General features: G+C 60.7%; 24 protein-coding genes. 9 read left to right on the top strand and 15 right to left on the bottom strand.

What is annotated here, in order from left to right; translation table 11 throughout:
* Nucleotides 1-4 precede the first annotated feature (4 nt).
* Both ACILSO_RS09260 and ACILSO_RS09255 read left to right on the top strand, forming a co-directional pair.
* On the top strand, nt 5-3,091 hold the full coding sequence (locus tag ACILSO_RS09260) for an efflux RND transporter permease subunit (protein WP_395737105.1): 3,087 nt from the start codon (nt 5-7) through the stop codon (nt 3,089-3,091).
* A complete protein-coding gene (locus ACILSO_RS09255; protein WP_395737104.1) occupies nt 3,088-4,284 on the top strand; it encodes an MFS transporter in 1,197 nt (398 codons plus the stop codon). Before ACILSO_RS09260 ends, ACILSO_RS09255 begins: the two co-directional genes overlap by 4 nt.
* A gap of 37 nt (nt 4,285-4,321) precedes the next feature.
* Here the strand turns inward: ACILSO_RS09255 and ACILSO_RS09250 are convergent, their stop codons facing one another.
* The 4 genes from ACILSO_RS09250 to ACILSO_RS09235 all read right to left on the bottom strand — a co-directional run bounded on the left by ACILSO_RS09250 (nt 4,322) and on the right by ACILSO_RS09235 (nt 6,140).
* Entirely contained in the window at nt 4,322-4,651 is a 330-nt protein-coding gene (locus ACILSO_RS09250; RefSeq protein WP_395737103.1) for a hypothetical protein, read from the bottom strand.
* Between the two features lie 113 nt (nt 4,652-4,764).
* A complete protein-coding gene (locus ACILSO_RS09245; protein ID WP_395737102.1) occupies nt 4,765-5,337 on the bottom strand; it encodes an RNA polymerase sigma factor in 573 nt (190 codons plus the stop codon).
* A gap of 9 nt (nt 5,338-5,346) precedes the next feature.
* Nucleotides 5,347-5,820, bottom strand: a complete 474-nt coding sequence (locus tag ACILSO_RS09240) for a hypothetical protein (protein WP_395737101.1) — start codon at nt 5,818-5,820, stop codon at nt 5,347-5,349.
* The gene (locus ACILSO_RS09235) at nt 5,817-6,140 is read right to left on the bottom strand and encodes a hypothetical protein (protein WP_395737100.1); all 324 of its coding nucleotides are present in this window, start codon (nt 6,138-6,140) and stop codon (nt 5,817-5,819) included. The genes ACILSO_RS09240 and ACILSO_RS09235 overlap by 4 nt, the downstream gene beginning before the upstream one ends.
* Before the next feature lie 273 nt (nt 6,141-6,413).
* Between ACILSO_RS09235 and ACILSO_RS09230 the strand changes: the two genes are divergently transcribed.
* Nucleotides 6,414-6,680, top strand: a complete 267-nt coding sequence (locus ACILSO_RS09230) for a hypothetical protein (RefSeq protein ID WP_395737099.1) — start codon at nt 6,414-6,416, stop codon at nt 6,678-6,680.
* On the opposite strand, the gene ACILSO_RS09225 is transcribed toward ACILSO_RS09230, so the two are convergent.
* On the bottom strand, nt 6,670-7,692 hold the full coding sequence (locus ACILSO_RS09225) for a glycosyltransferase family 9 protein (protein WP_395737098.1): 1,023 nt from the start codon (nt 7,690-7,692) through the stop codon (nt 6,670-6,672). The genes ACILSO_RS09230 and ACILSO_RS09225 overlap by 11 nt on opposite strands.
* Nucleotides 7,689-8,411, bottom strand: a complete 723-nt coding sequence (locus tag ACILSO_RS09220) for a metallophosphoesterase family protein (RefSeq protein ID WP_395737097.1) — start codon at nt 8,409-8,411, stop codon at nt 7,689-7,691. Before ACILSO_RS09220 ends, ACILSO_RS09225 begins: the two co-directional genes overlap by 4 nt.
* A 153-nt stretch (nt 8,412-8,564) precedes the next feature.
* Here ACILSO_RS09220 and ACILSO_RS09215 point away from each other — a divergent pair, with 153 nt between their 5' ends.
* Nucleotides 8,565-8,780, top strand: a complete 216-nt coding sequence (locus ACILSO_RS09215) for a hypothetical protein (RefSeq protein ID WP_395737096.1) — start codon at nt 8,565-8,567, stop codon at nt 8,778-8,780.
* A 98-nt stretch (nt 8,781-8,878) separates the two neighbouring features.
* Here ACILSO_RS09215 and ACILSO_RS09210 read toward each other — a convergent pair whose 3' ends face one another.
* Nucleotides 8,879-9,352, bottom strand: a complete 474-nt coding sequence (locus ACILSO_RS09210) for a dihydrofolate reductase (RefSeq protein ID WP_395737095.1) — start codon at nt 9,350-9,352, stop codon at nt 8,879-8,881.
* A 9-nt stretch (nt 9,353-9,361) separates the two neighbouring features.
* Entirely contained in the window at nt 9,362-10,720 is a 1,359-nt protein-coding gene (locus ACILSO_RS09205) for an MBL fold metallo-hydrolase (protein ID WP_395737094.1), read from the bottom strand.
* 138 nt (nt 10,721-10,858) lie between these two features.
* On the opposite strand from ACILSO_RS09205, the gene ACILSO_RS09200 reads away from it, so the two are divergent.
* Nucleotides 10,859-11,770, top strand: coding sequence for an SHD1 domain-containing protein (locus tag ACILSO_RS09200; protein WP_395737093.1), 912 nt, complete (start codon nt 10,859-10,861; stop codon nt 11,768-11,770).
* Here ACILSO_RS09200 and ACILSO_RS09195 read toward each other — a convergent pair.
* The 6 genes from ACILSO_RS09195 to ACILSO_RS09170 all read right to left on the bottom strand — a co-directional run bounded on the left by ACILSO_RS09195 (nt 11,719) and on the right by ACILSO_RS09170 (nt 18,885).
* A complete protein-coding gene (locus ACILSO_RS09195) occupies nt 11,719-12,981 on the bottom strand; it encodes a CHASE2 domain-containing protein (RefSeq protein WP_395737092.1) in 1,263 nt (420 codons plus the stop codon). The genes ACILSO_RS09200 and ACILSO_RS09195 overlap by 52 nt on opposite strands.
* Nucleotides 12,982-13,011: 30 nt before the next feature.
* Nucleotides 13,012-15,537, bottom strand: a complete 2,526-nt coding sequence (locus ACILSO_RS09190) for an ATP-dependent Clp protease ATP-binding subunit (protein WP_395737370.1) — start codon at nt 15,535-15,537, stop codon at nt 13,012-13,014.
* Nucleotides 15,530-16,654 (bottom strand): protein arginine kinase, encoded by a 1,125-nt coding sequence (locus tag ACILSO_RS09185; protein WP_395737091.1) that lies wholly within the window; start codon nt 16,652-16,654, stop codon nt 15,530-15,532. The genes ACILSO_RS09190 and ACILSO_RS09185 overlap by 8 nt, the downstream gene beginning before the upstream one ends.
* Nucleotides 16,655-16,730: 76 nt before the next feature.
* Nucleotides 16,731-17,306, bottom strand: coding sequence for a UvrB/UvrC motif-containing protein (locus tag ACILSO_RS09180; RefSeq protein ID WP_395737090.1), 576 nt, complete (start codon nt 17,304-17,306; stop codon nt 16,731-16,733).
* An 82-nt stretch (nt 17,307-17,388) separates the two neighbouring features.
* The gene (locus ACILSO_RS09175) at nt 17,389-18,003 is read right to left on the bottom strand and encodes an HAD family hydrolase (protein ID WP_395737089.1); all 615 of its coding nucleotides are present in this window, start codon (nt 18,001-18,003) and stop codon (nt 17,389-17,391) included.
* Between the two features lie 36 nt (nt 18,004-18,039).
* A complete protein-coding gene (locus tag ACILSO_RS09170) occupies nt 18,040-18,885 on the bottom strand; it encodes a platelet-activating factor acetylhydrolase IB subunit (RefSeq protein ID WP_395737088.1) in 846 nt (281 codons plus the stop codon).
* A 220-nt stretch (nt 18,886-19,105) separates the two neighbouring features.
* Between ACILSO_RS09170 and fdhA the strand changes: the two genes are divergently transcribed.
* The 4 genes from fdhA (at nt 19,106) to ACILSO_RS09150 (ending at nt 24,594) form a co-directional block, all read left to right on the top strand.
* Nucleotides 19,106-20,302: a formaldehyde dehydrogenase, glutathione-independent gene (gene fdhA, locus ACILSO_RS09165; RefSeq protein ID WP_395737087.1), complete on the top strand. Its 1,197-nt coding sequence runs from the start codon at nt 19,106-19,108 to the stop codon at nt 20,300-20,302.
* A 346-nt stretch (nt 20,303-20,648) separates the two neighbouring features.
* Nucleotides 20,649-22,481, top strand: coding sequence for a di-heme-cytochrome C peroxidase (locus tag ACILSO_RS09160; protein WP_395737086.1), 1,833 nt, complete (start codon nt 20,649-20,651; stop codon nt 22,479-22,481).
* 77 nt (nt 22,482-22,558) lie between these two features.
* On the top strand, nt 22,559-23,965 hold the full coding sequence (locus ACILSO_RS09155) for a cytochrome P450 (protein WP_395737085.1): 1,407 nt from the start codon (nt 22,559-22,561) through the stop codon (nt 23,963-23,965).
* A gap of 185 nt (nt 23,966-24,150) precedes the next feature.
* Nucleotides 24,151-24,594, top strand: a complete 444-nt coding sequence (locus ACILSO_RS09150; protein WP_395737084.1) for an ABA4-like family protein — start codon at nt 24,151-24,153, stop codon at nt 24,592-24,594.
* 7 nt (nt 24,595-24,601) lie between these two features.
* Here ACILSO_RS09150 and ACILSO_RS09145 read toward each other — a convergent pair whose 3' ends face one another.
* The gene (locus ACILSO_RS09145) at nt 24,602-25,234 is read right to left on the bottom strand and encodes a DUF2959 domain-containing protein (RefSeq protein WP_395737083.1); all 633 of its coding nucleotides are present in this window, start codon (nt 25,232-25,234) and stop codon (nt 24,602-24,604) included.
* Nucleotide 25,235 lies beyond the last annotated feature (1 nt).

Genomic DNA, 25,235 nt, shown 5'->3' with positions numbered 1-25,235 from the left:
GTCCATGCTGAACTCCATTGTCACCTGGGCGCTGAACATGCGCGTGCTCGTGGTCGCAGCCGCGCTGGCCCTGCTGCTTGTCGGCATCAATGCTACAAAGAACGCACCGCTGGATGTGTTTCCAGAATTTGCGCCGCCATTGGTCGAAGTGCAAACCGAAGCCCCGGGCCTTTCCACGGAGGAAGTCGATGCCCTCGTCACCGTTCCGCTCGAAAATTCACTCAACGGCCTGCCGTTTCTCAAAACCCTGCGTTCAAAGTCTGTGCTCGGTTTGTCATCCGTGGTGATGATCTTCGACACCGGCACGGACATACTCAAAGCACGCCAGCTGGTGCAGGAGCGGCTGAACCTCGCCCAAAACCGGCTGCCCGCCGTGGTGAAGCCGCCGGTTCTCATGGCGCCATATTCATCCTTGAGCCGCGTGCTGAAGGTGGGGCTTACGTCCAGGAGCTTGTCGCAGATGGAGCTCAGCGAGCTCTCGCGCTGGACCATCCGCCCCCGCCTGATGTCCGTGCGCGGCGTGGCCAATGTCGCCATCTGGGGGCAGCGTGACAAACAGTTCCAGGTCTTGGTGGACCCCCAGCGTCTGCGCGCCGCCGGTGTGACGCTGGATGCCATCACCAAAGCCGCGGGCGATGCCGCGGTGATCAGCTCCGGCGGATTCATCGACACGCCAAACCAGCGCCTCAGCGTGGCGCAGCTTGCCCTCATCGTCACGCCGGAGGATCTCGCGCGCACCGTGGTGGAGTTTCGCAATGGCGCACCCATTCGCCTTGGCGATGTGGCGGAGGTGAAGATCGGCAATCCGGCGCCGATTGGTGATGGTGTCATCAATGATGGGCCGGGCATCCTTCTCATCGTCGAAAAGCAGCCTTGGGGAAATACCCTGGAAGTCACGAGGGCGGTGGAGCAAATGCTCGGAGAGCTGAAACCCGCCCTCCCTGGCGTGGACGTGGACAGCACCATTTTCCGGCCCGCCACATTCATCCAGCTTTCCATGGACCATCTCACCGAGGCGCTCTGGCTCGGGTGTCTGCTGGTGGTCATCGTGCTCGCATTGTTCCTCGGAGACTGGCGCACCACCATCATCAGCCTCACGGCCATTCCGCTCTCGCTGGCCATCGCCTTGCTGTTCCTTGCCTGGCGCGGTGAGACCATCAACACCATGATCCTCGCGGGTCTCATCATCGCACTCGGGGAAGTCGTGGATGACGCGATCATCGATGTGGAAAACATCCTGCGCCGCCTGCGGCAGAACGCCGTGCTTTCCGCGCCAAAATCGAAACTGCGCGTGGTGCTCGAAGCCTCGCTGGAGGTGCGGAGCGCCGTCGTTTATGCCAGCGTCATCATTCTGCTGGTGTTCATTCCCGTCTTCTTTTTGCCCGGGCTGGCAGGCACGTTTTTTCGGCCTCTCGCACTTTCCTACATTCTCGCCATCAGCGCATCGCTGGTCGTGGCGCTCACGGTTACTCCCGCACTGAGTTTGATGCTGCTGCGCGTGAAAGACGGGCGGCATGGAGAGGCTTTGCTCGCCCGTGGACTGAAATCTGTCTATCGGGCCATGCTGCCCGTGTTCGCGCGCAGCCCGTGGCTTGCGCTGCTCGTGCTCGCGGGGGCTTTTTCCTTCACCGGATTCGTCTGGCACACGCAGCTGAAGGATAATTACCTCCCGGATTTTAAGGAGCGCGATTTTCTCATGCACTGGCTGGAGAAGCCGAATACGTCTGTGGAGGCCAGCACGCGGATCACCATCGCCGCCAGCAAGGACCTTCGCGCCATTCCCGGGGTGCGGAATCTCGGCGCGCACATCGGCCGCGCCGAAGTGGCGGATGAAGTCGTCGGACCGGACTTCACCGAGCTGTGGATCAGTCTGGATCCCAAGGTCGATTACGATGAAACGATTCACAAGGCCCAGTCGGTGGTGGATGGCTATCCGGGTCTCACGCGTGACCTGCTCACCTTCCTGCGCGAGCGCGTGAAGGAAGTTCTCACCGGAGCCAGCGCCAGCATCGTCGTGCGCATTTTCGGCCCGGATCTCGATGTGCTGCGCGATCGTGCTGCGGCTGTGGGCGCCACTTTAAAGGACGTGCCCGGCGTGAGTGCGCTAAAGGTCGAATCCCTCACGCTGGTGCCGCAGATCACGGTGAAACTACGGCCTGAATCCGCCGCGCTGCACGGACTTACCGCGGGCAAGGTGCGCCAGGCCGTGACCACTCTGATCAGCGGTCGGAAAGTTGGCGAGGTGTATCAGGACCAGCGCGTGCATGACGTCACCGTCTGGAGTCTGCCCGCTGTCCGGGCGGATTACACGTCTCTGCGTGATCTGCTGATTGAAACGCCGGCCGGGGGCCATGTGCGCCTCGCAGATGTGGCGGATCTCGCCATTGTTCCCACGCCTAATGCGATCAAACGGGAAGGCGCTTCACGTCGTATTGATGTGACCTGCAATGTCACGGGCCGCGCCTTGGGGGATGTCGCACGTGAGATCGAGGAACGCGTCGGCAGGGTCCAGTTTCCCGCTGGTTATCATCCGGAAATCCTTGGTGAATGGGCCGAGCGCCAGGCCGCTCAGAGCCGTCTCGGCTGGCTCGCGCTCGCATCCTTTGCAGGCATCCTCGTTTTGCTTTTTGCAGACTTCCAGTCACCACGCCTGGTGCTGCTGATCGCGCTGACGCTGCCCTTCGCACTGATCGGCGGTGTCATCGCGGCGTGGCTGGGTGGCGGTGTTCTGTCTCTCGGCTCTCTGGTGGGTTTCGTCACGGTGCTTGGCATCGCCGCACGCAATGGCATTCTGCTTGTCAGTCATTACCGTCATCTGCAGACGGAGGAAGGCCGCCGCTTCGGCATGGACCTCATTTTGGAAGGCAGTGCCGAGCGCCTTGTTCCCATTCTCATGACGGCATCCACTGCCGCGCTCGCTCTGCTGCCTCTGGTGCTCAAAGGGGATGTGCCAGGCAATGAAATAGAGCGCCCGATGGCCATCGTCATCCTCGGCGGTCTGGTGACGAGCACACTGCTGAACCTGTTTCTATTGCCGGCTTTGTACGCGCGCTTTGGCAGAGTGGTTATGCTGGAAAAAAGCAACACATGAGCGTCTCCCCCACTCCCGCCCTGCGTCCACGCCTTCCCGCGACTGTCTGGGCGCTGGGCTGGGTGAGCTTTTTCACCGATGTTTCCACGGAGATCGTTTACCCGCTGCTGCCGGTGTTTCTCACCACCACACTGGGGGCCAGCATGGCCTTTGTCGGGTTGGTCGAAGGCATTGCGGAATCCACGGCCAGCCTGCTGAAAATCGCCAGCGGCTGGTGGTCGGACCGGGTGAAAAAACGCAAGCCGCTCATGATTGCGGGTTACGGCCTCAGCGCCCTCACGCGTCCGCTGATCGCCTTGGCCGCAACTGGTACACAGGTGCTGGGCGCGCGCTTTATGGACCGCATCGGCAAAGGCATACGGACTTCTCCGCGCGATGCCCTGCTGGCAGCCTCGGTGCCTCCCGATCAGCGGGGCGCCGCCTTTGGCGTTCAGCGTACGATGGACAACGCAGGTGCGGTGCTCGGCCCGCTCATCGCCTGGATCATGCTTCAATGGTTCACAAATGATTACCGCGTGCTGTTCTGGCTCGCAGTTCTGCCCATGGTGGGAGCCATGGCCTGCCTGGTCTTTGGTACGCGGGATCAGACGCTGCCTCCTGCTGCACCCAAAACCCAGATGCCATTCAGCATCACGCCTGCCTTCAAAAACTATCTCGGAGCCGTGCTGCTCTTCACCCTGGGAAATTCCAGCGATGCCTTTCTGCTGCTTCGCGCGCAAGCCGTCGGCGTGCCCGTCAGCAGCCTGCCACTGCTTTGGCTGGCGTTGAGTCTGGTCAAAACGTTGAGCAGTTATCCCGCCGGCGTGCTGAGTGATCGCATCGGCAGGCGTGTTCTCATCTTGGGCGGCTGGTGTGTGTACGCACTGGTGTATGCAGGCTTTGGTCTTGCCGCCCAACCCTGGCACATCTGGGCACTGTTCCTTGCCTACGGTCTCTTCTACGGCATGACGGAATCCACGGAGCGTGCGCTTGTGGCGGATTATTATCCTGATGCTCAGCGCGGCCGTGCCTTCGGCAGTTTCAATTTCATCACCGGCATTGGCGCCTTGCCGGCGAGCCTGCTCATGGGCTGGTTGTGGACGGCGCATGGTCCTCGCGTGGCTTTTACCGCAGGCGGTGCGCTAGCCTTGTGTGCCGTGGCCTGGTTTGCGGTCAAAGTTCCGCCCGCCGGCGAAATAAAAGGCGGCGTCTGAATTTCAGACGCCGCCTTGGCATATGCCGCTCCCCGGTTTAGTGGGTCGAGCAATGGTGCAGGGTGCCGCCACAGGTCTTGCAGGTATGGGTGGGCAGCTCACCTTTCTTGCCCCACGCGACGAGCTTCGTCTCGCAGTCTGGGCAGCTCATGTGGCTGGAAGTGTGGAGGGTGATGATGCCTTTGTCACCAGGGGCCGAGGTGACCGAAGGGGATTTGAACGTGACGGTGTGGCACTTGCTGCACGTCACGGCGCTGGTGGGGCAGCAGCTGGCATGCTTGCCGGCAGTGGCCTGGCAGGAGGCGAGAGCCAGGGCGCTGACGGCCAGGATTCCCGTGAGGATGGTTTGGGTGAGTTTCGTTTTCATGATTCGGTTCGTTTTGAGTGTTGATGAAGCATCGGCTTCACTGCCGACAAACTCCGACGCCATGGCAAACCCTTGAGGATCGCAATTCCCGTGCAACGCACGACAAGGCCGGCTCAATGCTCCTGCACACCGCCGAGTGCGGATCGCAGCATCTGGCGTGCGCGGTAGATGCGTGTCTCCACAGCTTTGGCGCTGCATCCCGCAGCCGCGGCTATCTCGGCATAGCTCATGTCCTGGTACGTGAAGAGCAGCATGGCCTCACGCAGATCTTCGGGCAGTGAGGCCAGGGCGGCTTCCACCCGCCGCATCTGCTCGCCGCGTTCCATCTGCTCAGCAGGGCCGGGCTGCGTCTCCACGCTCTCGGGTACGTGATCTTCTTCGTTGTCGATCGAGACGGTGGGGTGTCGTTTTCGCCAGCGGGCATGATTGCGTGCAAGGTTCGCCGCAATGCGAAACAGATACGTGGGAAACGGGGCACTGGGGCGGTAGCGCACCCGGCTCTGGTACAGCCTCACAAACGTCTCCTGCGTGAGGTCGGTGGCCGTGGTGGCATTGCCAGTCATGCGCAGCAGAAACGCGGCCACCTTGTCCTTCCAGCGCTCCATCAGCCTGTTGAGCGCCAGATCATCCCCTGCGGCGAGTCGCTGCATGTCGGCAATGTCGGCGTCGGAAGGCGTGTCTGACATGACCGGGTTTCAGTGAGAGGCATGGGCTGGCCCGAGCACATGGGGCAGCACGATCGTCAAATACCGCTCCGCCTGCTCCGGAGTCATGCAGGCGGCGGTTTCATAAACATGCTGCAGCATCGCCTGCTGGCATTCTTGCGTGAGCCTGGCCCGCGTTTGCAGGAGTTTGCTGACGTCTTCCGTCACTGTCCGGCTGCTTGCCGCAGCCATCATCAGTTCATGGTCTGAATGCTGGATCTTCATGCAAAGGTCCGCACACCTGGGCTGGTAGGCCAGGTGCAGGGCCTGCACTTTTCCGAACTGGGCTTCCGTGAGATGGAACGAACGGCGCAGCCATTGAAGCTCGGGGAGCAGACTGCCGTTTTCCACCGGCACCTCGTCTGCGGTCATGCAGTCACATCGTTTCAGAAACTGCCGCGTGCCAAAATACGTGCCGGCTCCCAGCAGGACAGCGGCAATGAAAATGATCAGGCCGCGGTTCATGGTGACACCCTGTCGGCTGTGCGGAAAAACGGATTGATCGACTGGGCGTAGGCAATCTCTCCCCGCACACGAGATTCCCCACGCTGCTTCACCCATCCGACGCCACCTCCGAGCAGCATGCAGGCCGCCACAGTCGCCAAAGCCGGCACCGGACGCGCCAGTGCACCCAGCCATGCCTTCCACAACTGTGAAAACCCTGCGTGGGCGGAGGCATCTTCCGCAGCTTCAATGCGCGTCCACACCTCCCGGGAAAAGGTTTCTGGCAGCGAAATGGACGCGGGATTCTCCCTCAGGTGCTGATGAAGTTGTTCGTCGTTCATGGGGCGCGGAATGGTACCACGACGAACACCGGAAGCCGCCCAAACCCTTGCCGAAAGTATGCGGATTTTGGTTTGGATGAGACGCTGCCACATTTGACAGGGGTTTTCATCGCCGGTGGTGTTCAGCGCGTTGGAATGTCCTGCGCTCTCCGCTTCCTTCTATGACAGGCCTGAAATCAACGATTGCCGCAGGCCCTGCGTGAAATAGTTTGCGGTCAATCAGGCAAAATATCAGGCAAAGTTTGCTCGTTAAATCATCCGACTCACCTCAACATGAAAAACATCCTCGGCCTCCTCTTTCTCTCCTCCAGTCTTGTGTTTGCCGCAGACACCAAGGCCCCTGAAGGCATCCCTGCCACCTATCCGCTCAAAACATGCGCGGTCTCCGGCGAAGCTTTCGGCGGCGAAATGGGCAAGCCCGTCAAAGTCTCCCATGAAGGCACAGACGTTTACCTCTGCTGCAAGTCCTGCCTCAAAGACTTCAAGGCAGACCCCGCCAAATATGTGAAAATGGTGAAGGACGCCGCCGCTAAGAAGTAAGTCGCCGAACCACCCATTCGCCGATGCCGCGTGCGTCCTCATCGGACACGCCGGCATCGCGCTGGCATTCTTCAGCGCTGAATTCGCTGCGCTTGGCGATGCGGCCCGCCTTCCAAACGTGAACTCCGGCCGGATACGGCCCGACTTTGCGCGGGTCACTCCAGGTGTGTATGCCGAGTGTCTGCGGATTCACCGCGGCCGCAATGTGCATGGGGCCGCTGTCCACGCTGATGCAAAACCGGGTTTGTCGCATGATCCAGATCAGCTCAGGCAGCGTGGTCCGCTGACTCCAGTCATGAATGTGGGAGCCGGTCGGGCGGCTGGGATCCGAGGTCATGCCGACGAGCACGACCGGATGCGGTGCCAGCGCGTCGCACAGCGCATGCAGCGCGGAATTCGAAAGCGATTTGCCTTCCCCGCGTGACCACGGGTGCACGGCGATGAATCCCTTCGGCTCACTCCAGCCAGCCGGCTCGGTTCCCGGAGCAAGGTCAAACGCAATGTCCTCGGGTTCTACCCGGATGCCCAGCGCCCGTGGCAGTTTCAGGTAGCGGTCCACCGCGTGCGCACCCGCATCCACCGGCACGGTGTGGTTGTAAAAAAAACGGGAGCCCTCGCGCGCATCGGACAGCCCGATGACCATTTTTGACCCACGCCAGCTGCTCACCACGCCGCTGCGCAGCAGGCCCTGAAAATCCAGCACGATCTCCGGTTCCTCGCGTGGCAGCGTCATCCACGTGCGGCGCCAGTTCCAGAAACGCAGTAGCCCGACCGGGCCGCGGAATGTTTTGCGGGGGAAGGGGATCACCTCGTCGATGAGAGGGCTGCCTTTCAGGATGGGAGTCCATTCGGTGTTGGCCAGCCAGCGGATCTTCAGCCAAGGGTGCGCGTCACGCAGCGCTTTTACGGCGGGCAGTGTGTGCACGATGTCTCCCAGCGAGCTGGGTTTGACGATAAGCGCGGAGCGGAAATCGCGCAGGCTGGGAAGCTGGCGCGTGTCGGCGCTCATCATTTGCCCAGGGCAAGACGGTCGGCCAGCAGCGAGGGCAGGCCGGCGGCGCGGATTTTACCCTGGGCGGTTTCGATGTCGTATTCCAGCCGGCGGATGGAGATCGTCTGCGCCTGCACATCGTAGATCGCGTAGGCGGCACGCCAGTCGCCGTCGCGGGGCTGGCCCACGCTGCCGACATTGACGAAATACTTCACCCCGCGCTGCAGCAGCACGTCGGTGCCACGGGCGGCACGCACAGCGTCATCTTTTTCAAAGATGCGCGGCACATGGGTGTGGCCGTAGAAGCATACCTGGGTGAACTGGTAGCTGAAGCTGGCCATCGCATCAAAGCGGTTGGTCACGTAGCCCCAGTTGCCGGGAGAATCGAGCGTGGCATGCACGATCGTAAAGTCACGCACCTGACGCACCAGTTTCAGTTCCCGCAGCCACACGCGCTGGTCTTCGCTGAGTTGCTCACGTGTCCAAAGCAGGGCATTCTGGGCCAGGGGGTTCAATTCTTCGAGGGAGCTTTCGCTGGCGGCACCTTCGTCGTGGTTTCCACGCACCACCGGACAGCCCAGATCCTGCACCGCCTGCAGGCACTCCACAGGGTTGGCGGCATAGCCGACGATGTCGCCGAGACAGACGTAGTTGGAACAACCCTGTTCCTGAGCGTCCCACAGAACGGTCTGCAGGGCTTCAAGGTTTGCGTGGATGTCTCCGAATATGGCGAATTTCATCGTCTAAGGTTGGCGGCGAATAGCCTACCTTCGGGACATGGGCAGGGAAATCAAGCATTTCGGCATCAGAAAGATTCCATGCCCAGAAAAGGCGGCAGACCGGCGGCACGGATTTTGGCCCGCGCGGTCTGGATATCGTATTCCACCCGGCGGATGGAAACCCTGCCGCCTCGCGTCGCTCAAAACACTCTGCAAGGCTTCAAGATTGGCGTGAACGACTGCAAAAATGGCCGTTATCATTCATCTGGGCTAACGCCAGCGCCGGAAGGCTTTTTCAAAAAGCAAACGGGGCGGATCACCCGATCCGCCCCGTCGCTTGATAGAGAATCCAACAGCCAGAAGGAACCACTATTTGAAAATTTTGACTGAGCCGTCTCCGGCTCGTTGTCTGGTGGTATTCTTCCACAACCCAAAAACAAAGCGTCAGGTGCTCGTAAATGAGTTGTAAGGCGGTTGTAAGCCGCGGTTTAGCCCGGCTGAAGTCGTTCGTAATACCTAAATTCCAAGCCTTCTGACTGATCAACCACTTCCTTCAAGGCAAACAGATGTTCAAAGGGGGGGAGCAGCACGTCTCCTTCATAAGGTTCGGCGATCCACGTGAGGTACAGTCCGTCACACTGCGGCAGCAGTTCTTCAAAGACGCGTGCTCCTCCAATAACGAACACGGTCTCGGCTCCATCGATGACCTGCGGCAGTTCCGCCGCATTGCGTATGACCGTCACACCTTCGCGCGGAGCCATGGTATGGCTCAGCACGATGTTCTTGCGGCCCGGCAGCGGTCTGCCGATGGAGTCAAACGTCGCACGGCCCATGAGGATCGGATGGCCAAGCGTGGTGCGCTTGAAAAACTTCAGGTCCTCCGGGAAATGCCACGGCAGCCTGCCCTCGCGTCCAATGACACGGTTGCTGGACATGGCGACGATGGCAATGAGGCGTGGCATGCGTGAAGTTTACCAGAGATCGATCGGCTGATGCGGCTCCGGCCGGATGATCTCAGTGCCGGGAATGGTTTCGCGGAAGCGGTTGGTGAACCACATCTGGGCCGGCTCTTCACCGTGCACCAGCAGCAGCTTCTTCGGCTTCACCTTTTCAATGTATTCGGCGATCTGTTCGCGCGAGGCATGAGCGCTAAGGTCAAAGCTCTCGATCCGCGCCCGCAGCTCCACGGCAGGGAGGTCTTTGGCCAGCTTGATCTTGGTGCCAGGGGTGGCGTTCCGGATCTTGTAACCCGGGGATTCCGGATCGGTGTAGCCCACAAAACAGACGGTGTTCCGCGGGTTATCGAGGAACTTCTGCGCAAAGATGTTGGAGACCGTATGCTCTGTCATCATGCCGCTGGAGAGCGCGTAGAGCGTGCGAGGGCTCGAGACGAGTTCCTGACGCTTTTTGTTTTTCCGCGGCACCAGCATCTTCATGTCGTCCAGCAGGCGGAAGCCGGGGTAGCTGCGGCGGCTGCGGGATGCGTAGTGATCGTAAAGAACGGTGATCTTGGTGCTCAGCCCGCCGATATAAAGCGGCATTTCAGGAATCAGGCCCTCCTGGTGCAGCTCGTGCAGCATCATCATGACCTCCTGCGTCTTGCCCAGGGCGAAGACGGGAATCATGACGGCGCCGCCGGCCTCATGCGTGTCGCGGATCACTCCAGCGAGGCGCTCTTTTTCACCTTTGCGCGAGAATCCCTCCGGACGGGCATAATCGCCGCGGGTGGTTTCGGCGATCATCACGTCGATACCGCTGGTGGGAAAGTCTGCGGCACGGCAGATGGTCTGCGCCTCGAAATTGACATCGCCGGTGTAGAACAGCGTGTTGCTGCCTTCACGCACCAGCACGCCGGTGGAGCCCAGGATGTGCCCGGCGTCAAACATCGTTGCTTCCAGATTGGTGTCGGGAATTTCAAACGGGCGGTCGATGTCGCGGTAGATCCACTGCGAGCGGATTTCATCCAGCTCGCGGTGGGAAAAGAGCGGATACTCAGTGATGCTCTCCTCTTCACGCTGCTTCGTCATCACATTGACGGAATTATGCAGCATGGCAGATGAAAGCTCGCCGGTGATCTCCGTCATCAGCACGGGGGTGTTTGGCTGCTTGCGCTGCAGCACAGGCATGGAGCCGATGTGGTCATGATGGGCATGCGTGATGAGAATCGCGTTGGCTGACTTGTGCGGCAGCGGGCCAAAGTCTGGCAGGGCGTCGAAGCCCGCACGCTTCGGGTGCATGCCGGAATCCAGCACGACACGATGATCCCCGGCTTCGAGGAGATAGGAATTGGCGCCGATCTCACGTCGGCGTGTCAGGTTGCGAAAGCGCATGTCGTTCTTTTTGGGGGGAGGGGAGGGCGATACTAGGGGCTTGCCAGTGTTCCACAAGGTCTATTTGGCCCTTATCCCATCCTGGCAGGGACCTGTTAAGTGGTTGCTGTTCAGCATTCTTGTCTCACCTTTCCGTCCATGTGCACCCACCTGCAGAAACTTGCGACCGTGATTTGCATCGGCCTGGCCACTGCTTCTCTCTCTGCCGCAGAGCGAGTCTGGAGGGATGCCACCGGCCAGAATGAAATCCGGGCCGAACTCGTCAGCTTTAAGGACGGCACAGTGCTCCTCAAACGCGGAAACGGAATCGTCATCACCGTTCCGCTGGCAAGTTTGAGCGACCAGGACCGGGAGTTCGTTACAGGCACCCGTCCCGCCAAATCCGCCACGGTGGACAGCGCCCCCGTCGTGACGGATGAGGCCCTCGCCTTGCTTGGAGAGCTGGAGGAGATCAAACTCGAGTTTCCCAAGCCCATGTTTGTCAGCGCCCCGGTTCCGGTGGCCATTCCCAACCTGGAGAAAAGCGACCCCTCCAAGGTCATCAAGGGTTTCAAGGCTCTCAAAGGCACCGTAAACGTCGCCAAGGGCAAAAAAGTCACCTCCTCCGATGCGGCTCCCATCATCGGTGAGCTCGCTCTCGTCACGGACGGCGATGCCGACGGTGCAGATGGCAGCTTTGTCGAGCTCGCGCCTGGCAAGCAGTGGGTGCAGATTGATCTCGGAGCCACGCATACCCTGCAAAAAATTGCGGTATGGCATTTCCACAAAATGCCGGCTGCCTACCTCGACTTCATCGTCCAGGCCTCGGACGATCCGGAGTTCAAAACGGGTCTCACCACTCTTTGGAATTCGGATCACGACGACACCTCCGGCATGGGAAAAGGCAAGGACCCCGCCTACATCGAGACAAACCACGGGCGCATCATTGAAGGCAGGCTCACCAAGGCCCGCTACATCCGGCTCTGGAGCCACGGCAACACCAGCAACGACATGAACCACTACTGCGAGGTGGAGGTGTTTGCCGTTCCTGCCTCAAACGCCGCCAAATGACTTTGCTTCACCCGGCCTGCGACACGCGCAAACAGCGTCGAAACCGCCAGCAACGCCGCTGGAACCGCAGGCGGGCACCAGATCAGGCTGGACTGAAACGCGACGAAGCAGATCACCAGCGCGCCAAAGATGCACAGCAGGCCGCGCAGAATGGCTTTCTTGCGCGGCACGAATAAGACCAGCCACGTCCCTATCAATCCGGCGACACCCCAGATGATCCATTGCGCCCAGTCCGGCAGCAGTCGCAGGCGCGGCAGCGCCAGCAGTTGGGCGAGTGCCTGCGCGTGCGTGCGTGCCATGCTGCTTGCACTGCCATCATCAGTGCCGATCACGATCACCTTGCCGCTGCCCAGATTGGTCTTGTCTTGCGGAGACAGCGCCTCAGCCAGCTGAGAGGTCATCAGGTTGAGCGCGTCCACTTCAGGGACAGGCTGTTTCGGGTTGAGGGTGAATGCTCCTGAGGCAGAAAGAGGGACGAAGGCCCCGTTGGAGAGATAAGCCCCGGCACCAGGCCCCAGCAGCAGCCTTTGGGTGGCATAGGGCGTCCGGGTGAAGCGTGTCACCGCCTGGGCCAGCACGGTGGGCAGCACACGGTCGCTTTCACTGACGGCATAAAGCACCTTGCCGGCCTCGGCTGCATCCGTGGGGACGGCAATGCCCAGCTCGGCCTGCCGCCGCATCAAATCGTCTGGCGCAGCGATCAGAGCGCCCAGGGCCGGCACAGCGCCGCTGTCTCCCCGCACCTTTTGGAAGTGCGGCAGGGAGTCTTCCAGACCTCCCATGAAGGCAGGGGTCTCGCGACTGGTCGCGAGCTTTGCCTCCACACCCAGCACCGTGCTTGGAAAAGGAACCAAGGACTGCGCGGCTTCGTTCGCGAACTCAGGTGAGGGGCGGCTCCAAAACAGCGTTTCGGGAATGACCACCACAGCGGGCTCATAGGCATGCAGGCTGTTTAATACCATCTGCCAGTCCAGCGGCCGGGGCGGCCAGCCAGCATACTCCGCCTTGTCGGCGGCACGCATCTTCACTAGCACGACGGGCGCGGCAGCCACCGCACGGTCATCCGCCGGTGCAAACCGGTCGCGTGCATTAGCCACCAGGAAGTCCAGGAACAGCTCGTCCACCTCTTGAAACCGCCCCGCGTGATGCTCGCGATCCAGCCACCAGCCGAGGCTGGTGAGAAGGAGCACGAGAATCAGGGCACGGATCATGGCAGGCAGTGCCCGGCGGATCGCTCTCGGTTAAGGTGCAGGCGTCTCGGCCGGCACGTCAGTGGTTTCGCGTTTGTCGGCGGAGAACTTGAGGCGCTTGTGCTCGTCGTCAAAGGAGACCTTGACGATGTCGCCTTCGCGGATGTCTCCACGCAGCAGGTGCTCGGCCAGCGGATCCTCGATGTTCTTCTCCACCGCACGGCGCATCGGACGCGCGCCATACTGCGGATCAAAGCCCTCTTTCATGAGGAACTCACGGGCGCTGTCGTCCAGCGAGATGTGGATGTTCTTCTTCTTGAGGCGGGTGACGACCTTGCTGACTTCGAGATCCACGATCTTGTTGAGCTGCTCCTTCTCGAGCATGCGGAAGATCACGATGTCGTCCAGGCGGTTGAGGAACTCAGGCTTGAAGAACTTCTTCGCGGACTCCGTGATCTTGCCCTTGATGCTGGCATTGTCAGCCACGTCCTGCTGCATCGCGATGAAGCCCAGGCTGGTCTGACGCTTGATGGTTTCAGCGCCCACATTGGAGGTGAGGATGACGATGGTGTTCCGGAAGTCGATCTTGCGGCCGAAGTTGTCGGTCACCTGGCCTTCTTCGAGAATCTGCAGCAGCAGGTGCATCACATCCGGGTGCGCCTTCTCCACTTCGTCGAACAGGATCACCGAGTAAGGACGACGGCGTACGGCTTCGGAAAGCTGGCCGCCTTCTTCATAGCCCACGTATCCGGGAGGTGCACCGATGAGGCGGCTCGCGGTGTGCTTCTCCATGTACTCGGACATGTCGATCTGGATCAGCGCCTCGGCGGTGCCAAACATGAACTCGGCCAGATTCTTCGCCAGGAAGGTCTTGCCGACGCCCGTTGGGCCAAGGAAAAGGAAGGAGCCAATCGGTCGGCGCGGATCCTTGAGGTCGGCGCGCGAACGGCGCAGAGCCTTGGAAATGGCGATGACCGCTTCGTCCTGCCCGATGACCTTGCCCTTGAGCTCGGTTTCCATCTTGAGCAGCTTCTCGGCTTCGGCCTGCTCCATGCGCTGAAGGGGAACGCCGGTCCACTTGGACACAACGGACATGATGTCCTCTTCGGTCACATCCACGATGCGCTCCTGGTTGTTTGAGCGCCAGGTTTCCAGCACGTCGTCAAAGCGCTTCTTGGCGTTCTTCTCACGGTCGCGCAGGTGGGCGGCTTTCTCGAAGTCCTGCTCCTTGATGGAGCCTTCCTTCTCGACGCGGATCTCTTCGATCTCGGCCTCGATCACCTTGAGTTCCGGCGGGCGGGTCATGGCGGCGATGCGGGCCTTGGAGCCAGCTTCGTCCATGATGTCGATCGCCTTGTCCGGCAGGAAGCGGGAGGGCAGGTAGCGCGAGCTGAGATTCACGGCGGAACGCAGCGCGTCTTCCGTGTACTTCGCCTTGTGGTGCATCTCGTATTTGCCACGCAGGCCAAAGAGAATGCGAATGGCGTCTTCGACAGACGGCTCCTCCACCTTGACGCTCTGGAAGCGGCGCTCCAGGGCGGAATCCTTCTCAATGTACTTGCGGTACTCGTTCAGCGTGGTGGCTCCAACGCACTGCAGCTCGCCTCGGCTCAGCGCAGGCTTGATGATGTTGCTGGCGTCCATCGCGCCTTCAGCGCCGCCGGCGCCCACGATGGTGTGCAGCTCGTCGATGAACAGAATGACGTTCTTGTTGCGGCGGATTTCATCCATCACCGCCTTGATGCGCTCTTCAAACTGGCCGCGATACTTCGTGCCAGCGACCATCAGGGCGAGGTCGAGAGTGATAACGCGCTTGTCGCGCAGAATTTCAGGCACGTTGCCCGCGGCAATTTCCTGGGCCAGGCCTTCCACGATGGCGGTCTTGCCCACGCCGGCTTCGCCGATGAGCACCGGATTGTTTTTCGTGCGGCGGCAGAGGATCTGGATCACGCGGGCGATTTCTTCCGAGCGGCCGATGACCGGGTCCATCTCGCCCTTGATGGCGAGTTCCGTCAGGTCGCGGCCAAAGGCTTTGAGCGCCGGGGTCTTCTCATTCTTCTTCTTGTCGCCAGAAGGCGTGTTGCCAGTGGGGCTCACGGGTTCGCTCTCCTCTTCTTCCTCGCCTTCGTTCTGGGAGGAGAAATTCGGGTCGAGTTCCTTGAGGATCTCGCTGCGCGCCTTGTCCAGGTTAACGTCGAGGTTGCGCAGCACCTGGGCGGCCACACCTTCGCCTTCACGCAGCAGTCCCAGCAGGATGTGCTCCGTGCCGACGTAGCTGTGGTTCAGCGCCTTGGCTTCCTTGGAAGCAAGGGCGAGCACCTTCTTCACCCTTGGGGTGTAGGGAATGTTGCCGACCATCTTGGTCTCCGGGCCTGAGCCGACCTGCTGCTCCACTTGCATGCGCACAGTTTCCAGGTCGAGTCCCAGCTTGGTCAGGACGTTGACAGCCACGCCCTGGCCCAGCTTGATCAGGCCCAGCAGCAGATGCTCGGTGCCGACATAGTTATGGTTGAAACGGTCCGCCTCCTTGCGGGCAAGGGCCAGGACCTGTTGGGCGCGTGGGGTGAAATTATTCATCATTGGGGGTGGAGGGGGTGCCTCCGGGGTTGGTTTGTGATGGTGGAAAACTACCCGGGCCGTCGATTGATTGCAACCGTGCACGGGTTAAATCGGCGCGCATGCTGTCCCGTTCCTCCGGTGACAATTCACGCGCAGCATTGAGCTGCAAATGCGCAGGCTGGATTTCAAGCAGTAGCATGTCGATCAGGCTGCGGTCGCAGTTCCCAATGAGGTCGAGATCTGCGCCCAGCCGAAGCATGCTTAGCAGGTTCAGTGCCTCTTTCGAGGTAAGGATATGCGCATATCGCAAAATGGCAAAAGCCCGTCCGACCTGGTCCCGCAGCATGGTCTGGTGGTCTTCCTTCAGCTTGGCACGGGCCGTCACTTCGGAGCGGACCACGCCTTCAATCACCTTTTCGATCTGGGCGATGATCTCTGGCTCCGCCTCGCCCAGCGTGTGCTGGTTGGAGATCTGGAACAGATTGCCGAGCGCCTCGGTGCCCTCGCCATAGAGGCCACGGACGGCCAGGCCGATCTTGCCGATGGCCTTGATCACCGGGTTGATCTGCTCCGTCAGCACCAGCGCGGGCAGGTGCAGCATCACAGAGGCGCGCATGCCCGTGCCCAGATTGGTCGGGCAAGCGGTCAGGTAGCCCAGCTTCGGATCAAAGGCATACGGCAGGGAGCTTTCCAGCTCACTGTCCACGCGGTCCACCGCTTCAAAGGCGCTGTTGAGGTTCAGTCCGGGGCGGATGCCCTGAATGCGGAAATGATCCTCCTCATTGATCATGATGGAGATGCTCTGCTTGCGGTCCACCACCACGGCGCAGCCGGAGGAGCGCGCCGCATGCTCGCGGCTGACGAGGTGGCGCTCCACCAACACCTGCTTCCGGATCTTGCTCAGGTCCGTGTAGTCTTCGCTGTAGCCGTCCCGCATCTCGGGCAGCTCTTCCACCACAGGCCGTGCGCGTTCCAGCAGTTCGATGCGCTGGCGCTCCTGGCTGAAACCAGGGAAGGGGTAGCCGCGAAGGTTGCGTGCCAGACGCACCCGCGATGTCATGACGACGTCGGAGTGCGGCCCCGTGCCTTTCATCCAGTCGGCGGGGTTCTTGATCAGTGTGGCAAAGCGCATCATGAGCTTACAAAATGAGACTTAATAACTGAGATACGCGTTGAAAGACACGGAAGGATGAATCCAACTAAAGCATCCTTCATTTGGAGGCCTTCGGCTGGAGACTTTCGATCTCAGATTTCAATTTCGCCGCATCCTCGTAGCGTTCTTCACTCACTGCCAGGTCCAGCTCGGCACGCAGCTTGGCGATGTCTGGCAGGGGCTTTGCAGGCACCACAGGCGGTGTCACCGTGGCGGGAGCCGGGGGCGGTGGCGCCTCCTTCAAGGAAGCCGCCCGCTGCCTCGGCAGCATCTGCGGAGAGGGCGCGCTCGAACTGCTGGGTCGCTTGCCCACATGGCGGGTGCCCTTGTGCATGTTGCGCAGCAGGCCGTCCAGCCCGTCGCGGAATGCATTGTAGCACTCCGGGCAGCCCATGCGGCCGATCTTTTTCAGCTGCGATGCTGTGAAGCCGCACGCATTGCACACGATCTCCATCGTGTCCGTTTCCGCCCGGTGAGACGGGCTGAGAAACGCCTCTGCAAGACCGAAGCCGGTCTCCTCAGTCACGCCCTTGGCCTTTGAGCAGGTTTCACACAGGTTCACCGTGGTCATTTGACCGTTGATGATCTGGGTGAGGAACACAGTGGCCTCATTCTCGCAAACGTCGCATTTCATGGAAGTATTCGTGCATGCTCTTCATGCCACATGGGTGATACGAATGGCAGCGCGTACTGGTTATGACAGGTACCCGCGCCCGTCAACCAATGCCCTGAGCCGACAGCCATTCGTCCAGCTCCGCCTGAAACTGCGGATGTTTCGCAAAGCTGTAATGAAATGTTCGAAATCCCAGACGTTCCGCAGTGGCTATGTTGGGCGCCAGGTCGTCGATGTAAAAGGTGCGCGCCGGATCCAGATCCAGCTGCTCGATGGTTTTCAGGAAGATCTCCTCGCCAGGCTTCGCGCAGCGGGCGGTATGTGAAAACACCCCGCCCTGGAAGTGCTGGAAAATGGGATACTCGCGCAGGAAGTAGGCCTTGTGCAGCTCGTTGGTGTTGGAGAGAAGGTGCATCGGCAGCTTCCCCGCCAGCGCGCCCAGCGTCGCGTGCATCGCCTCGTTCTGCTCAAAGATTTCGCACCAGATCGCCTCCAGCTCCTTCTCCGCCCCTCGGAATCCCGTCAGCTCCCGGCCCTGCCGGATGAACTCCACGTCATCAATGTCTCCCACCTCATACGGGACTTTGATGTCATCGAACAACGTCAGCACCGTCTCCGCCGGATGGTCGCACTGCTGCGCCAGCCGCCGGGCGGCGATGCTGAAGTCGAAATCGATGAGTACTTTGCCAACGTCGGAAAGAATAACAGGCTGGGGCATGGCCTTCTTTGGCACGCTGGCAAAGCTCGCGCCAGACTATTTCATCAGTTCGGCCAGCTTCGGACCGATCGCGTCCGCCCAGATCTGGTAGCCGGCAGGGGAGAGGTGCAGGAAGTCAGGCATGATCTCCTTCGTGAGGCTTCCGTCGGGCTGGAGGAACTTGCCGCCGATGTCGAGGAAGAAGACGTTTTTGCCATCGTCGAGCTTGGCGATGATGTCGTTGACCTGCTTCAGCTTGTCGCGGCCGGGATTCGGGCTGGCCTTTTCACCACGCGGAAACACTGCCAGGAGCAGGATCTTGGCCTGCGGCTGCTTTTCGCGGATGGTTTTGACAATGGCGGTCACTCCTTTGGCAATGCCTTCGGCGGGATCCGAGCCGGAGTTGTTGGTGCCAATCATGAGCACGCAGGCCTTGGGCTTGATGCCCCCGTCCAGTTCGCCGTTTTGAATGCGCCATAGCACATGCTGCGTGCGGTCGCCACCAATGCCGAAGTTGGCCGGTGTGTACTGGCCGAAGGCTTTCGCCCACACTTCCTTGCCGTTGCCTGCCCAGCCGGCGGTGATGGAGTCGCCCAGGAAGACGAGCTGTGCCTTGCCTTCCTTGGCGATGCTGACGAACTTCTCATGCGAGGCGATGAAGCCGGGGTTGATCTTGCCGTCCTTGCCATACTTCTCGGCAGGCACATCCGGCGCCTGTGGTGGCAGGACAACTGCCGGGGCAGGAGCAGCACCTTCAAGTCCACGACCACTTTGGGTCTTAATAATGCCGCCGACGGCAGCGCCGCCCTGGGCGCCAATGACAGTACCTGGGGCCGGAGTTTGTGCCCGGGCCGCGGCGGAGATGAGAAGAAGGGTGGAGAGAGCGAATGATGTAGTTTTCATGCACGCGCATTGTGGCTGGCTGCTCCCATGAGGCAATTCGAAAGAGCATGGGTTGCTGTCCGTTTAGTCAGCCCAACGATGTCAGCCTTTTCCGGCCCTGCATCGCCTCCTGCCGGCAGCCTGCGTTTTTCCTTCACTAGGATTGACTCCATCAGCTGGTTTTGAATAGCATGGCCGGGAATTTGCCAAAATTCATTCAACCACAACCACATCTAACATTATGCCAAGTAATCAAGGCGTCGCCTACATGGGGACCGGTAAGGTAGAGGTTCAGAGCATCGATTTCCCCAAATTGGAGCTGCGCGAGCAGAAGCGCAAATGCCAGCACGGAGTCATCCTCAAAGTTGTCAGCACCAACATCTGCGGCTCCGATCAGCACATGGTGCGTGGACGCACCACTGCGCCGCAGGGCTTGATTCTTGGCCACGAAATCACCGGTGAAGTCATTGAGACCGGCCGCGATGTGGAGTTCATCAAGAAAGGCGACATCGTCAGCGTGCCCTTCAACATTGCCTGCGGCCGCTGCGCGAACTGCAAAGAGGGCAAGACCGGCATCTGCTTGAACGTGAATCCTGCCCGCCCCGGTGCCGCTTACGGCTATGTGGACATGGGCGGCTGGGTCGGCGGTCAGGCCGAGTACGTCATGGTGCCCTATGCCGACTTCAATCTCCTGAAGTTCCCGGATCGCGATCAGGCCATGGCCAAGATCAAGGACCTCACCCTTCTCTCCGACATCTTCCCCACCGGCTACCACGGTGCCGTCTCCGCCGGTGTCGGCCCGGGCGCGACGGTTTACGTTGCGGGTGCCGGACCCGTGGGTCTCGCCTGCGCCGCCTCCTGCCATCTCCTCGGTGCGGCCGTCGTTATCGTCGGTGATTTGAACAAGGAGCGCCTTGCCCAGGCCCGCCGCTTCGGCTGCGAAACCGTGGACGTTTCCAAGAGCGCGACCGTTCAGGAGCAGATCGAAAACATCCTCGGCGTTCCTGAAGTGGACTGCGCGATCGATTGCGTCGGCTTTGAAGCCCGTGGCTGCGGTCACAACCACAGCAAGGAAGTGCCCGCCCAGGTGCTCAACAGCGTCATGGAAATCACCAAGGCCGGCGGTGCCATCGGCATCCCTGGTCTCTACGTCACGGGAGATCCCGGTGCCGTGGATGAAGCCGCCAAGGTCGGCAGCCTCTCCATCCGCATCGGCCTCGGCTGGGCCAAGAGCCACACCTTCGTCACCGGCCAGTGCCCCGTCATGAAATACCATCGCCGCCTCATGATGGCGATCCTGCATGACAAGATCAAAATCGCCAAGGCCACCAACGTGCAGGTGATCTCCCTCAAGGGCGCACCAAAGGGCTACACTGACTTCGACAAGGGCGCCGCCCGCAAGTACGTCATTGATCCCCACGGCATGATCAAGGCCTGATCTGTTTTTTTGGGTTAGGTTGCAAAGCCCTCCCGCTGCAAAGCGGGAGGGCTTTTTTTTCGCGATGCGCCGTGGTTCGTGAGGTCGACACAATCCTCTCCTGCCATAAAGGAAGATGCAAAAGCTCAGCCGCGGCACTTTTGCGTTTACTTTCGCCTGATGCAGAAATAATACTCTATTCCGGGCGTGCCAAAATTAAGCAGAAATCCTATGTTTGAATTTCAAGTGAAAGGCCACCGGTTGCTCCGGAGAAGGCCGTCCACGCTTTCGAGGCACTTCATCGCGGCCGAACCCTCCGCCTTCCCCTGCTGACTCCTTTCACACTCTGACCCTGCCCACCATCGCTATGAAAAAGACCTTTGCCATCCTTGCGCTTGTCGCCGCAGCAGGCGCAGCCGCGTTCTATTATTATCGTTACTCCGCTGGCGCCATCATCGCCACTGGCACACCCGTGGTGAACTCTCAGGACAAGGCCGTCAGTCTCGAGCAGGGCTGGTCGGTTCACACCCAGCAGTCCTACTACTTCACCAACCAGGGCTCCCGCATCCTCCCTTATGACTGGTTCCTGGCTCTCGAAATGCCGGACAGCAAGGAGTACTTCCGCGGCGATGAAAACATGCGCAATCTTCGCTACCTGCCCACCGCTGCCGATTCCAAATGGAACCCCCATGGTCTTCCCGTTGGCTTTGTCCGTGGCTTCGATGACAAGAACCAGGCCTGGCTGGGCATGACCTGCGCCGCCTGCCACACCGGCCAGATCGCCTACAACGGCACCACCATCCGCATCGACGGCGGCCAGACCATCGCCGATGTGGATGCCTTCGATCTCAATCTCGTCGCCGCCATGAAAAAGACCGCCGAGGACGATGAGAAATTCGGACGCTTTGCCACCGCCGTCCTTGGCAAAAACGTCACCGACGCGAGCCTGGCCACCCTGCGCGATGCCCTCAAAAAACGCACCGCCGCCCTCCAGGCGCGCAATGACGCCAACCACTACCAAAGCCCCAGCATGCCTCAGTACGGCTACGGCCGCACCGATGCCATCGGCCAGATCTTCAACAAGGTCCTCGTCCACATGAACAACATGCCGGACAACGCCCTTCCCTCAGACGCCCCGGTTAGCTACCCCTTCCTTTGGGGTACCCACCAGTCCGATGTGGTGCAGTGGACCGGCTTTGCCCCCAATGGCCCGTTCAATATCGGCTCCCTCATCCGCAACGGCGGCGAGGTGCTGGGCGTCTATGGTGAGATGGACATCCCTGATGACAAAAACGTCCACAAATACAAGTCCTCCATCGTTGTCGAAAGCATCGGCCTCCTCGAGCAGTGGGTCGCTCAGCTCCGCTCGCCCAAGTGGCCTGAAAAAATCCTCCCGCCTGTTGACCGCGCCCTCGCGGACAAGGGCCGCATTCACTACGAGAAGCACTGCATCACCTGCCACGCCGTCGTCCTCCGTGAAAACGAAGGCCGTGCCTATCAGTCCGTTCTGGTGGACATCGACGAAGTCAAAACCGACTCCCGCGAATACGACAACATGGTCAAGCTCCGCAAGGCCGGAAAATTCGCCGGACGCAAGCAGGCGGGCGTCGCTGGTGACGTGATCGTCGAGCAGACCAACGGCCTGGATCCCCTCATCAACTCCGTCGTCGGCGGTCTTCTTGAGCACCCTCTGGAATCCTTCAAGGCCAACATCGATATCGCCAAGGGAGAGATCACCGCGGAGGCCGTCAATGACGCCGTCAAAAGCCACAGCCCCAGCAAGCCCGGAGAGGAAACCGGCACCTTCCTAGAACGCATCGTTGGCGACTTCAACACGCGCCGAGAAAACCTCCGCACCAATCCCGTCGTCAACCACAGCCTGCCCATGGCTCCCAAGAAGTACAAAGCCCGCCCCCTCACCGGCATCTGGGCCACTCCGCCCTACCTTCACAACGGCTCCGTGCCCAACCTCAAGGAGATCCTCCTCCCCGCCGCCCAGCGTTCCAAAACCTTCCACCTCGGCACCCGCGAATACGACCCGGCCGTTGGCGGCTACAAAGACATGGCCGAGTTTGATGGCAAGCCCTCCTTCACCTTCGACACTTCCCTCCCCGGCAACTCCAACTCCGGCCACGAATACGGCGCCGAACTCACCGAAACCCAGCGCCAGGAACTCCTCGAATTTCTCAAGACCCTTTGATCCCGCGCAGGGCAGGGGAGTGGCTTGTTCGCAGCCCCTCCGTCTTCCCCCTTCATAATTCATCCTTCATCCTTTCCATGTTCCTCCGCCCCGCCCTCGCTCTCGCAGCCTCTCTCTGCGTCGTGTCCTGCGCCGTTGACCGCAAGCATCCCACAGACCCCCAGGCCTTCCTCAAAGACTACGATCGTCAGTGGCTGGACGTCCTCAAGCTCAAGACCACCTTCGACTGGCTGCAGGACAACTCCATCGAGACCTTCAAGGAGATGCGGGCCTATCGCCCCGTCATCACCACGGCACCCGTGCCGACCAAGGCCGGGCTTAAGTTCACCTCCACCGTCCTCGTCGCCAATCGCACGGACGTCCTCGAAGTCCTCAACAACTGGGACACCTTCACCGTCCGCCTCTACGGCTCCAAGATGGACGACTGCATGGGCGCCTTCATGCTCGGTCGCGACCACACCCGCTACAATCTCGTCGAGAAGCCCTACATGCGTGCGCTCATGTCGCCCGCGGACTACCCTCGCATCAAGACTCAGGTCGTCTCCCTCGCTCACAAAGCCATCGCCGAAGGCACCCAGACCACCACCGATCCCAAGACCGGCAAAGCCGTCGGCCGCATCGAGATCGTCAATAAGGTCGCCCGTCGCGTGCCCATTCTCCTCACCGGCGCCTACGGCGGTTTCCCCGGTCCCGACGAGGCCTCCATGTTCCGCTGGTCCCGCGCCACCCAGGCCGACTTCTTCAAAAACATCAAGGCAGAGCATGGCATCCACGCAGACGCCATCCGCGCCGGCCATGAAATGACCTCTTACATCAGCGGCCTCATCAAAGAAAAGCGCGCCCTCCTTACCCAGAACCCCGGCGCTGAGGACACCGTCCTCGCCCGCATGCTCAAGGAAGGCTCCAACGAGGTCAAAGGCATCACCGACGACCGCATGATCATCCTCACCGCCGGCCTCCTCATCGGCGCCGGAGAGACCACCCAGGCCGCTGTTTGCAAATGCCTCGCCGAGCTCTTCACCCGCCCCGAAGAACTCCAGGGCGCCATCAAAGCCGCGCGCGCAAACAACGACGACCTCCTCGGCCGCTACGTCTGGGAGGCCCTGCGCTTCCGCCCCGGAAACTCCGTCCTCCCCCGCTACGCCGAGCAGGACTACGTCCTTGCCAAAGGCACCCCGCGTGAAACGAAAATCGCCAAAGGCTCCCTCGTCCTTGCCGGCACCCAGTCCGCCATGTTTGACGAGACCTTCGTCAAAAACCCGGAGCAGTTCCGCCTCGATCGTCCGCAGAGCATGTACATGATCCTCGGCTACGGCCATCATCGCTGCCTCGGGGATCACGTCAGCCTCATCCAGGTGCCCCAGATCATCAAAGCCCTCCTCCTCAAGAAAAACCTCCGCCCCGCCCCCGGCAAAGACGGCGAGATCGACCTCAAAGGCGGCCCCTTTCCCGAACAATACATCCTCGAATACGACCTCGATTAAGAGCAGCCCAATTGCGCCGCAATTGGGACCACCTCCCTCATCCACCACTGATTTTCGTTTCGCCCGCCGCGAAGTGGCCCGCACACTCCGTGTGCGGTTCCCAGCGCCCACCCCCACGCTTTGCTCTGAGTACGAACCCAAGCTCGCTTCATCCCTCATAATTCATCCTTCATCATTTTCCCTCCATGGATCTCTACGCCCTCACCTTCAAAGTCCTCAACCTGGCCGTCGCGCCCTTCTGGCTCTGCATGGTCTTCCTCCCGCACTGGAAGGGCACCCAGAAACTCATGCGCCCACTGTGGCCTATCTTTCTGATCTGCCTGCCGTATGCGCTGTTGAACATCCCCTACTACCTCACCAACCTGCCCATCTTCGCCCGCGGAAACTTCGCCGAGATCACCACCCTCTTCGCCGATCCCCACTGCGTCGCTCTCGCCTGGATCCACTTCCTGGGCGTCGATCTCTTCGTCGGCCGCTGGATCTACTTCGACAGCCGCGAACGTGGCTACAGCCCCTGGCTTGTCGCGCCTTGCCTCCTTCTCACCCTCATGGTCGGCCCCACCGGCACCTGCGCCTACCTCCTTCTTCGCGCTCTCAAAGCTCCCGCGACCCCTCTTCCCACCGTCTGATCACTGCTCACAGCGTCTGAATGAACCGGTCGGCCTCGGCGATTGACCGGTTCATCTGATCCAGCAGCCGCTGGATGTCTCCCTGAATGTTGTCCGCCGTGCCGCGCAGCGAGCCTATCGCCTCGGCATTCAGGTTGTGCTTCAGGTACAGCACTTGATCGTGAAACTGGCGCAGCACCGGATCCATGGTGGCCTCCGCTGCGTGCAGGGAGCGCGAAAGCGGCTCAAACCGGGCCCGAGTGTCAGCCAGTTTGCGCCGGCTGTCGGCAGCGAGAGAGGCGCTCTGATACTGCCGGATCTCACCTTCCCATTCGCGGAAAAGATCGCGCGCCACCGTGTCCACCTCGCGGATCTGGCTGCGCACCCGCGCTGCCTGGGACTCGCAGTCCTCGTATTCGCCTTTGAAGCGGTTGTAGGCGGACTCCAGGTTGCCACCGTTGTAGTTCGTTAGCTTCTTGAGCTGCGTCAGTGCATCCTGAAACTGCACCCCGGCGTCCTTCTGTTCTCCACGCGCTTTTTTGACCGCGCTTTTCAGCAGATCACGCTTCTCGTAGCCCAGCTTCTCCCAGGCGGCATAATAGACGGTGTTGCAGGCCGCGAGGAATGCCGCCAGTCCAAGGAGGAAAAGCCGGGTGCGCATG

Source organism: Prosthecobacter sp. (assembly GCF_044226605.1).
Lineage (GTDB): Bacteria > Verrucomicrobiota > Verrucomicrobiia > Verrucomicrobiales > Verrucomicrobiaceae > Prosthecobacter.
Note: the sequence above shows the minus strand (reverse complement) of the source record. Positions and strands in the feature narration are given on the sequence as shown.

What these genes read in the sequence shown, in the direction of transcription:
- ACILSO_RS09260 (WP_395737105.1), top strand. Translation starts at nt 5, where the DNA reads ATGCTGAACTCCATTGTCACCTGGGCGCTGAACATGCGCGTGCTCGTG.
- ACILSO_RS09255 (WP_395737104.1), top strand. Translation starts at nt 3,088, where the DNA reads ATGAGCGTCTCCCCCACTCCCGCCCTGCGTCCACGCCTTCCCGCGACT.
- ACILSO_RS09250 (WP_395737103.1), bottom strand. Translation starts at nt 4,651, where the DNA reads ATGAAAACGAAACTCACCCAAACCATCCTCACGGGAATCCTGGCCGTC.
- ACILSO_RS09245 (WP_395737102.1), bottom strand. Translation starts at nt 5,337, where the DNA reads ATGTCAGACACGCCTTCCGACGCCGACATTGCCGACATGCAGCGACTC.
- ACILSO_RS09240 (WP_395737101.1), bottom strand. Translation starts at nt 5,820, where the DNA reads ATGAACCGCGGCCTGATCATTTTCATTGCCGCTGTCCTGCTGGGAGCC.
- ACILSO_RS09235 (WP_395737100.1), bottom strand. Translation starts at nt 6,140, where the DNA reads ATGAACGACGAACAACTTCATCAGCACCTGAGGGAGAATCCCGCGTCC.
- ACILSO_RS09230 (WP_395737099.1), top strand. Translation starts at nt 6,414, where the DNA reads ATGAAAAACATCCTCGGCCTCCTCTTTCTCTCCTCCAGTCTTGTGTTT.
- ACILSO_RS09225 (WP_395737098.1), bottom strand. Translation starts at nt 7,692, where the DNA reads ATGATGAGCGCCGACACGCGCCAGCTTCCCAGCCTGCGCGATTTCCGC.
- ACILSO_RS09220 (WP_395737097.1), bottom strand. Translation starts at nt 8,411, where the DNA reads ATGAAATTCGCCATATTCGGAGACATCCACGCAAACCTTGAAGCCCTG.
- ACILSO_RS09215 (WP_395737096.1), top strand. Translation starts at nt 8,565, where the DNA reads ATGGAAACCCTGCCGCCTCGCGTCGCTCAAAACACTCTGCAAGGCTTC.
- ACILSO_RS09210 (WP_395737095.1), bottom strand. Translation starts at nt 9,352, where the DNA reads ATGCCACGCCTCATTGCCATCGTCGCCATGTCCAGCAACCGTGTCATT.
- ACILSO_RS09205 (WP_395737094.1), bottom strand. Translation starts at nt 10,720, where the DNA reads ATGCGCTTTCGCAACCTGACACGCCGACGTGAGATCGGCGCCAATTCC.
- ACILSO_RS09200 (WP_395737093.1), top strand. Translation starts at nt 10,859, where the DNA reads ATGTGCACCCACCTGCAGAAACTTGCGACCGTGATTTGCATCGGCCTG.
- ACILSO_RS09195 (WP_395737092.1), bottom strand. Translation starts at nt 12,981, where the DNA reads ATGATCCGTGCCCTGATTCTCGTGCTCCTTCTCACCAGCCTCGGCTGG.
- ACILSO_RS09190 (WP_395737370.1), bottom strand. Translation starts at nt 15,537, where the DNA reads ATGAATAATTTCACCCCACGCGCCCAACAGGTCCTGGCCCTTGCCCGC.
- ACILSO_RS09185 (WP_395737091.1), bottom strand. Translation starts at nt 16,654, where the DNA reads ATGATGCGCTTTGCCACACTGATCAAGAACCCCGCCGACTGGATGAAA.
- ACILSO_RS09180 (WP_395737090.1), bottom strand. Translation starts at nt 17,306, where the DNA reads ATGAAATGCGACGTTTGCGAGAATGAGGCCACTGTGTTCCTCACCCAG.
- ACILSO_RS09175 (WP_395737089.1), bottom strand. Translation starts at nt 18,003, where the DNA reads ATGCCCCAGCCTGTTATTCTTTCCGACGTTGGCAAAGTACTCATCGAT.
- ACILSO_RS09170 (WP_395737088.1), bottom strand. Translation starts at nt 18,885, where the DNA reads ATGAAAACTACATCATTCGCTCTCTCCACCCTTCTTCTCATCTCCGCC.
- fdhA (WP_395737087.1), top strand. Translation starts at nt 19,106, where the DNA reads ATGCCAAGTAATCAAGGCGTCGCCTACATGGGGACCGGTAAGGTAGAG.
- ACILSO_RS09160 (WP_395737086.1), top strand. Translation starts at nt 20,649, where the DNA reads ATGAAAAAGACCTTTGCCATCCTTGCGCTTGTCGCCGCAGCAGGCGCA.
- ACILSO_RS09155 (WP_395737085.1), top strand. Translation starts at nt 22,559, where the DNA reads ATGTTCCTCCGCCCCGCCCTCGCTCTCGCAGCCTCTCTCTGCGTCGTG.
- ACILSO_RS09150 (WP_395737084.1), top strand. Translation starts at nt 24,151, where the DNA reads ATGGATCTCTACGCCCTCACCTTCAAAGTCCTCAACCTGGCCGTCGCG.
- ACILSO_RS09145 (WP_395737083.1), bottom strand. Translation starts at nt 25,234, where the DNA reads ATGCGCACCCGGCTTTTCCTCCTTGGACTGGCGGCATTCCTCGCGGCC.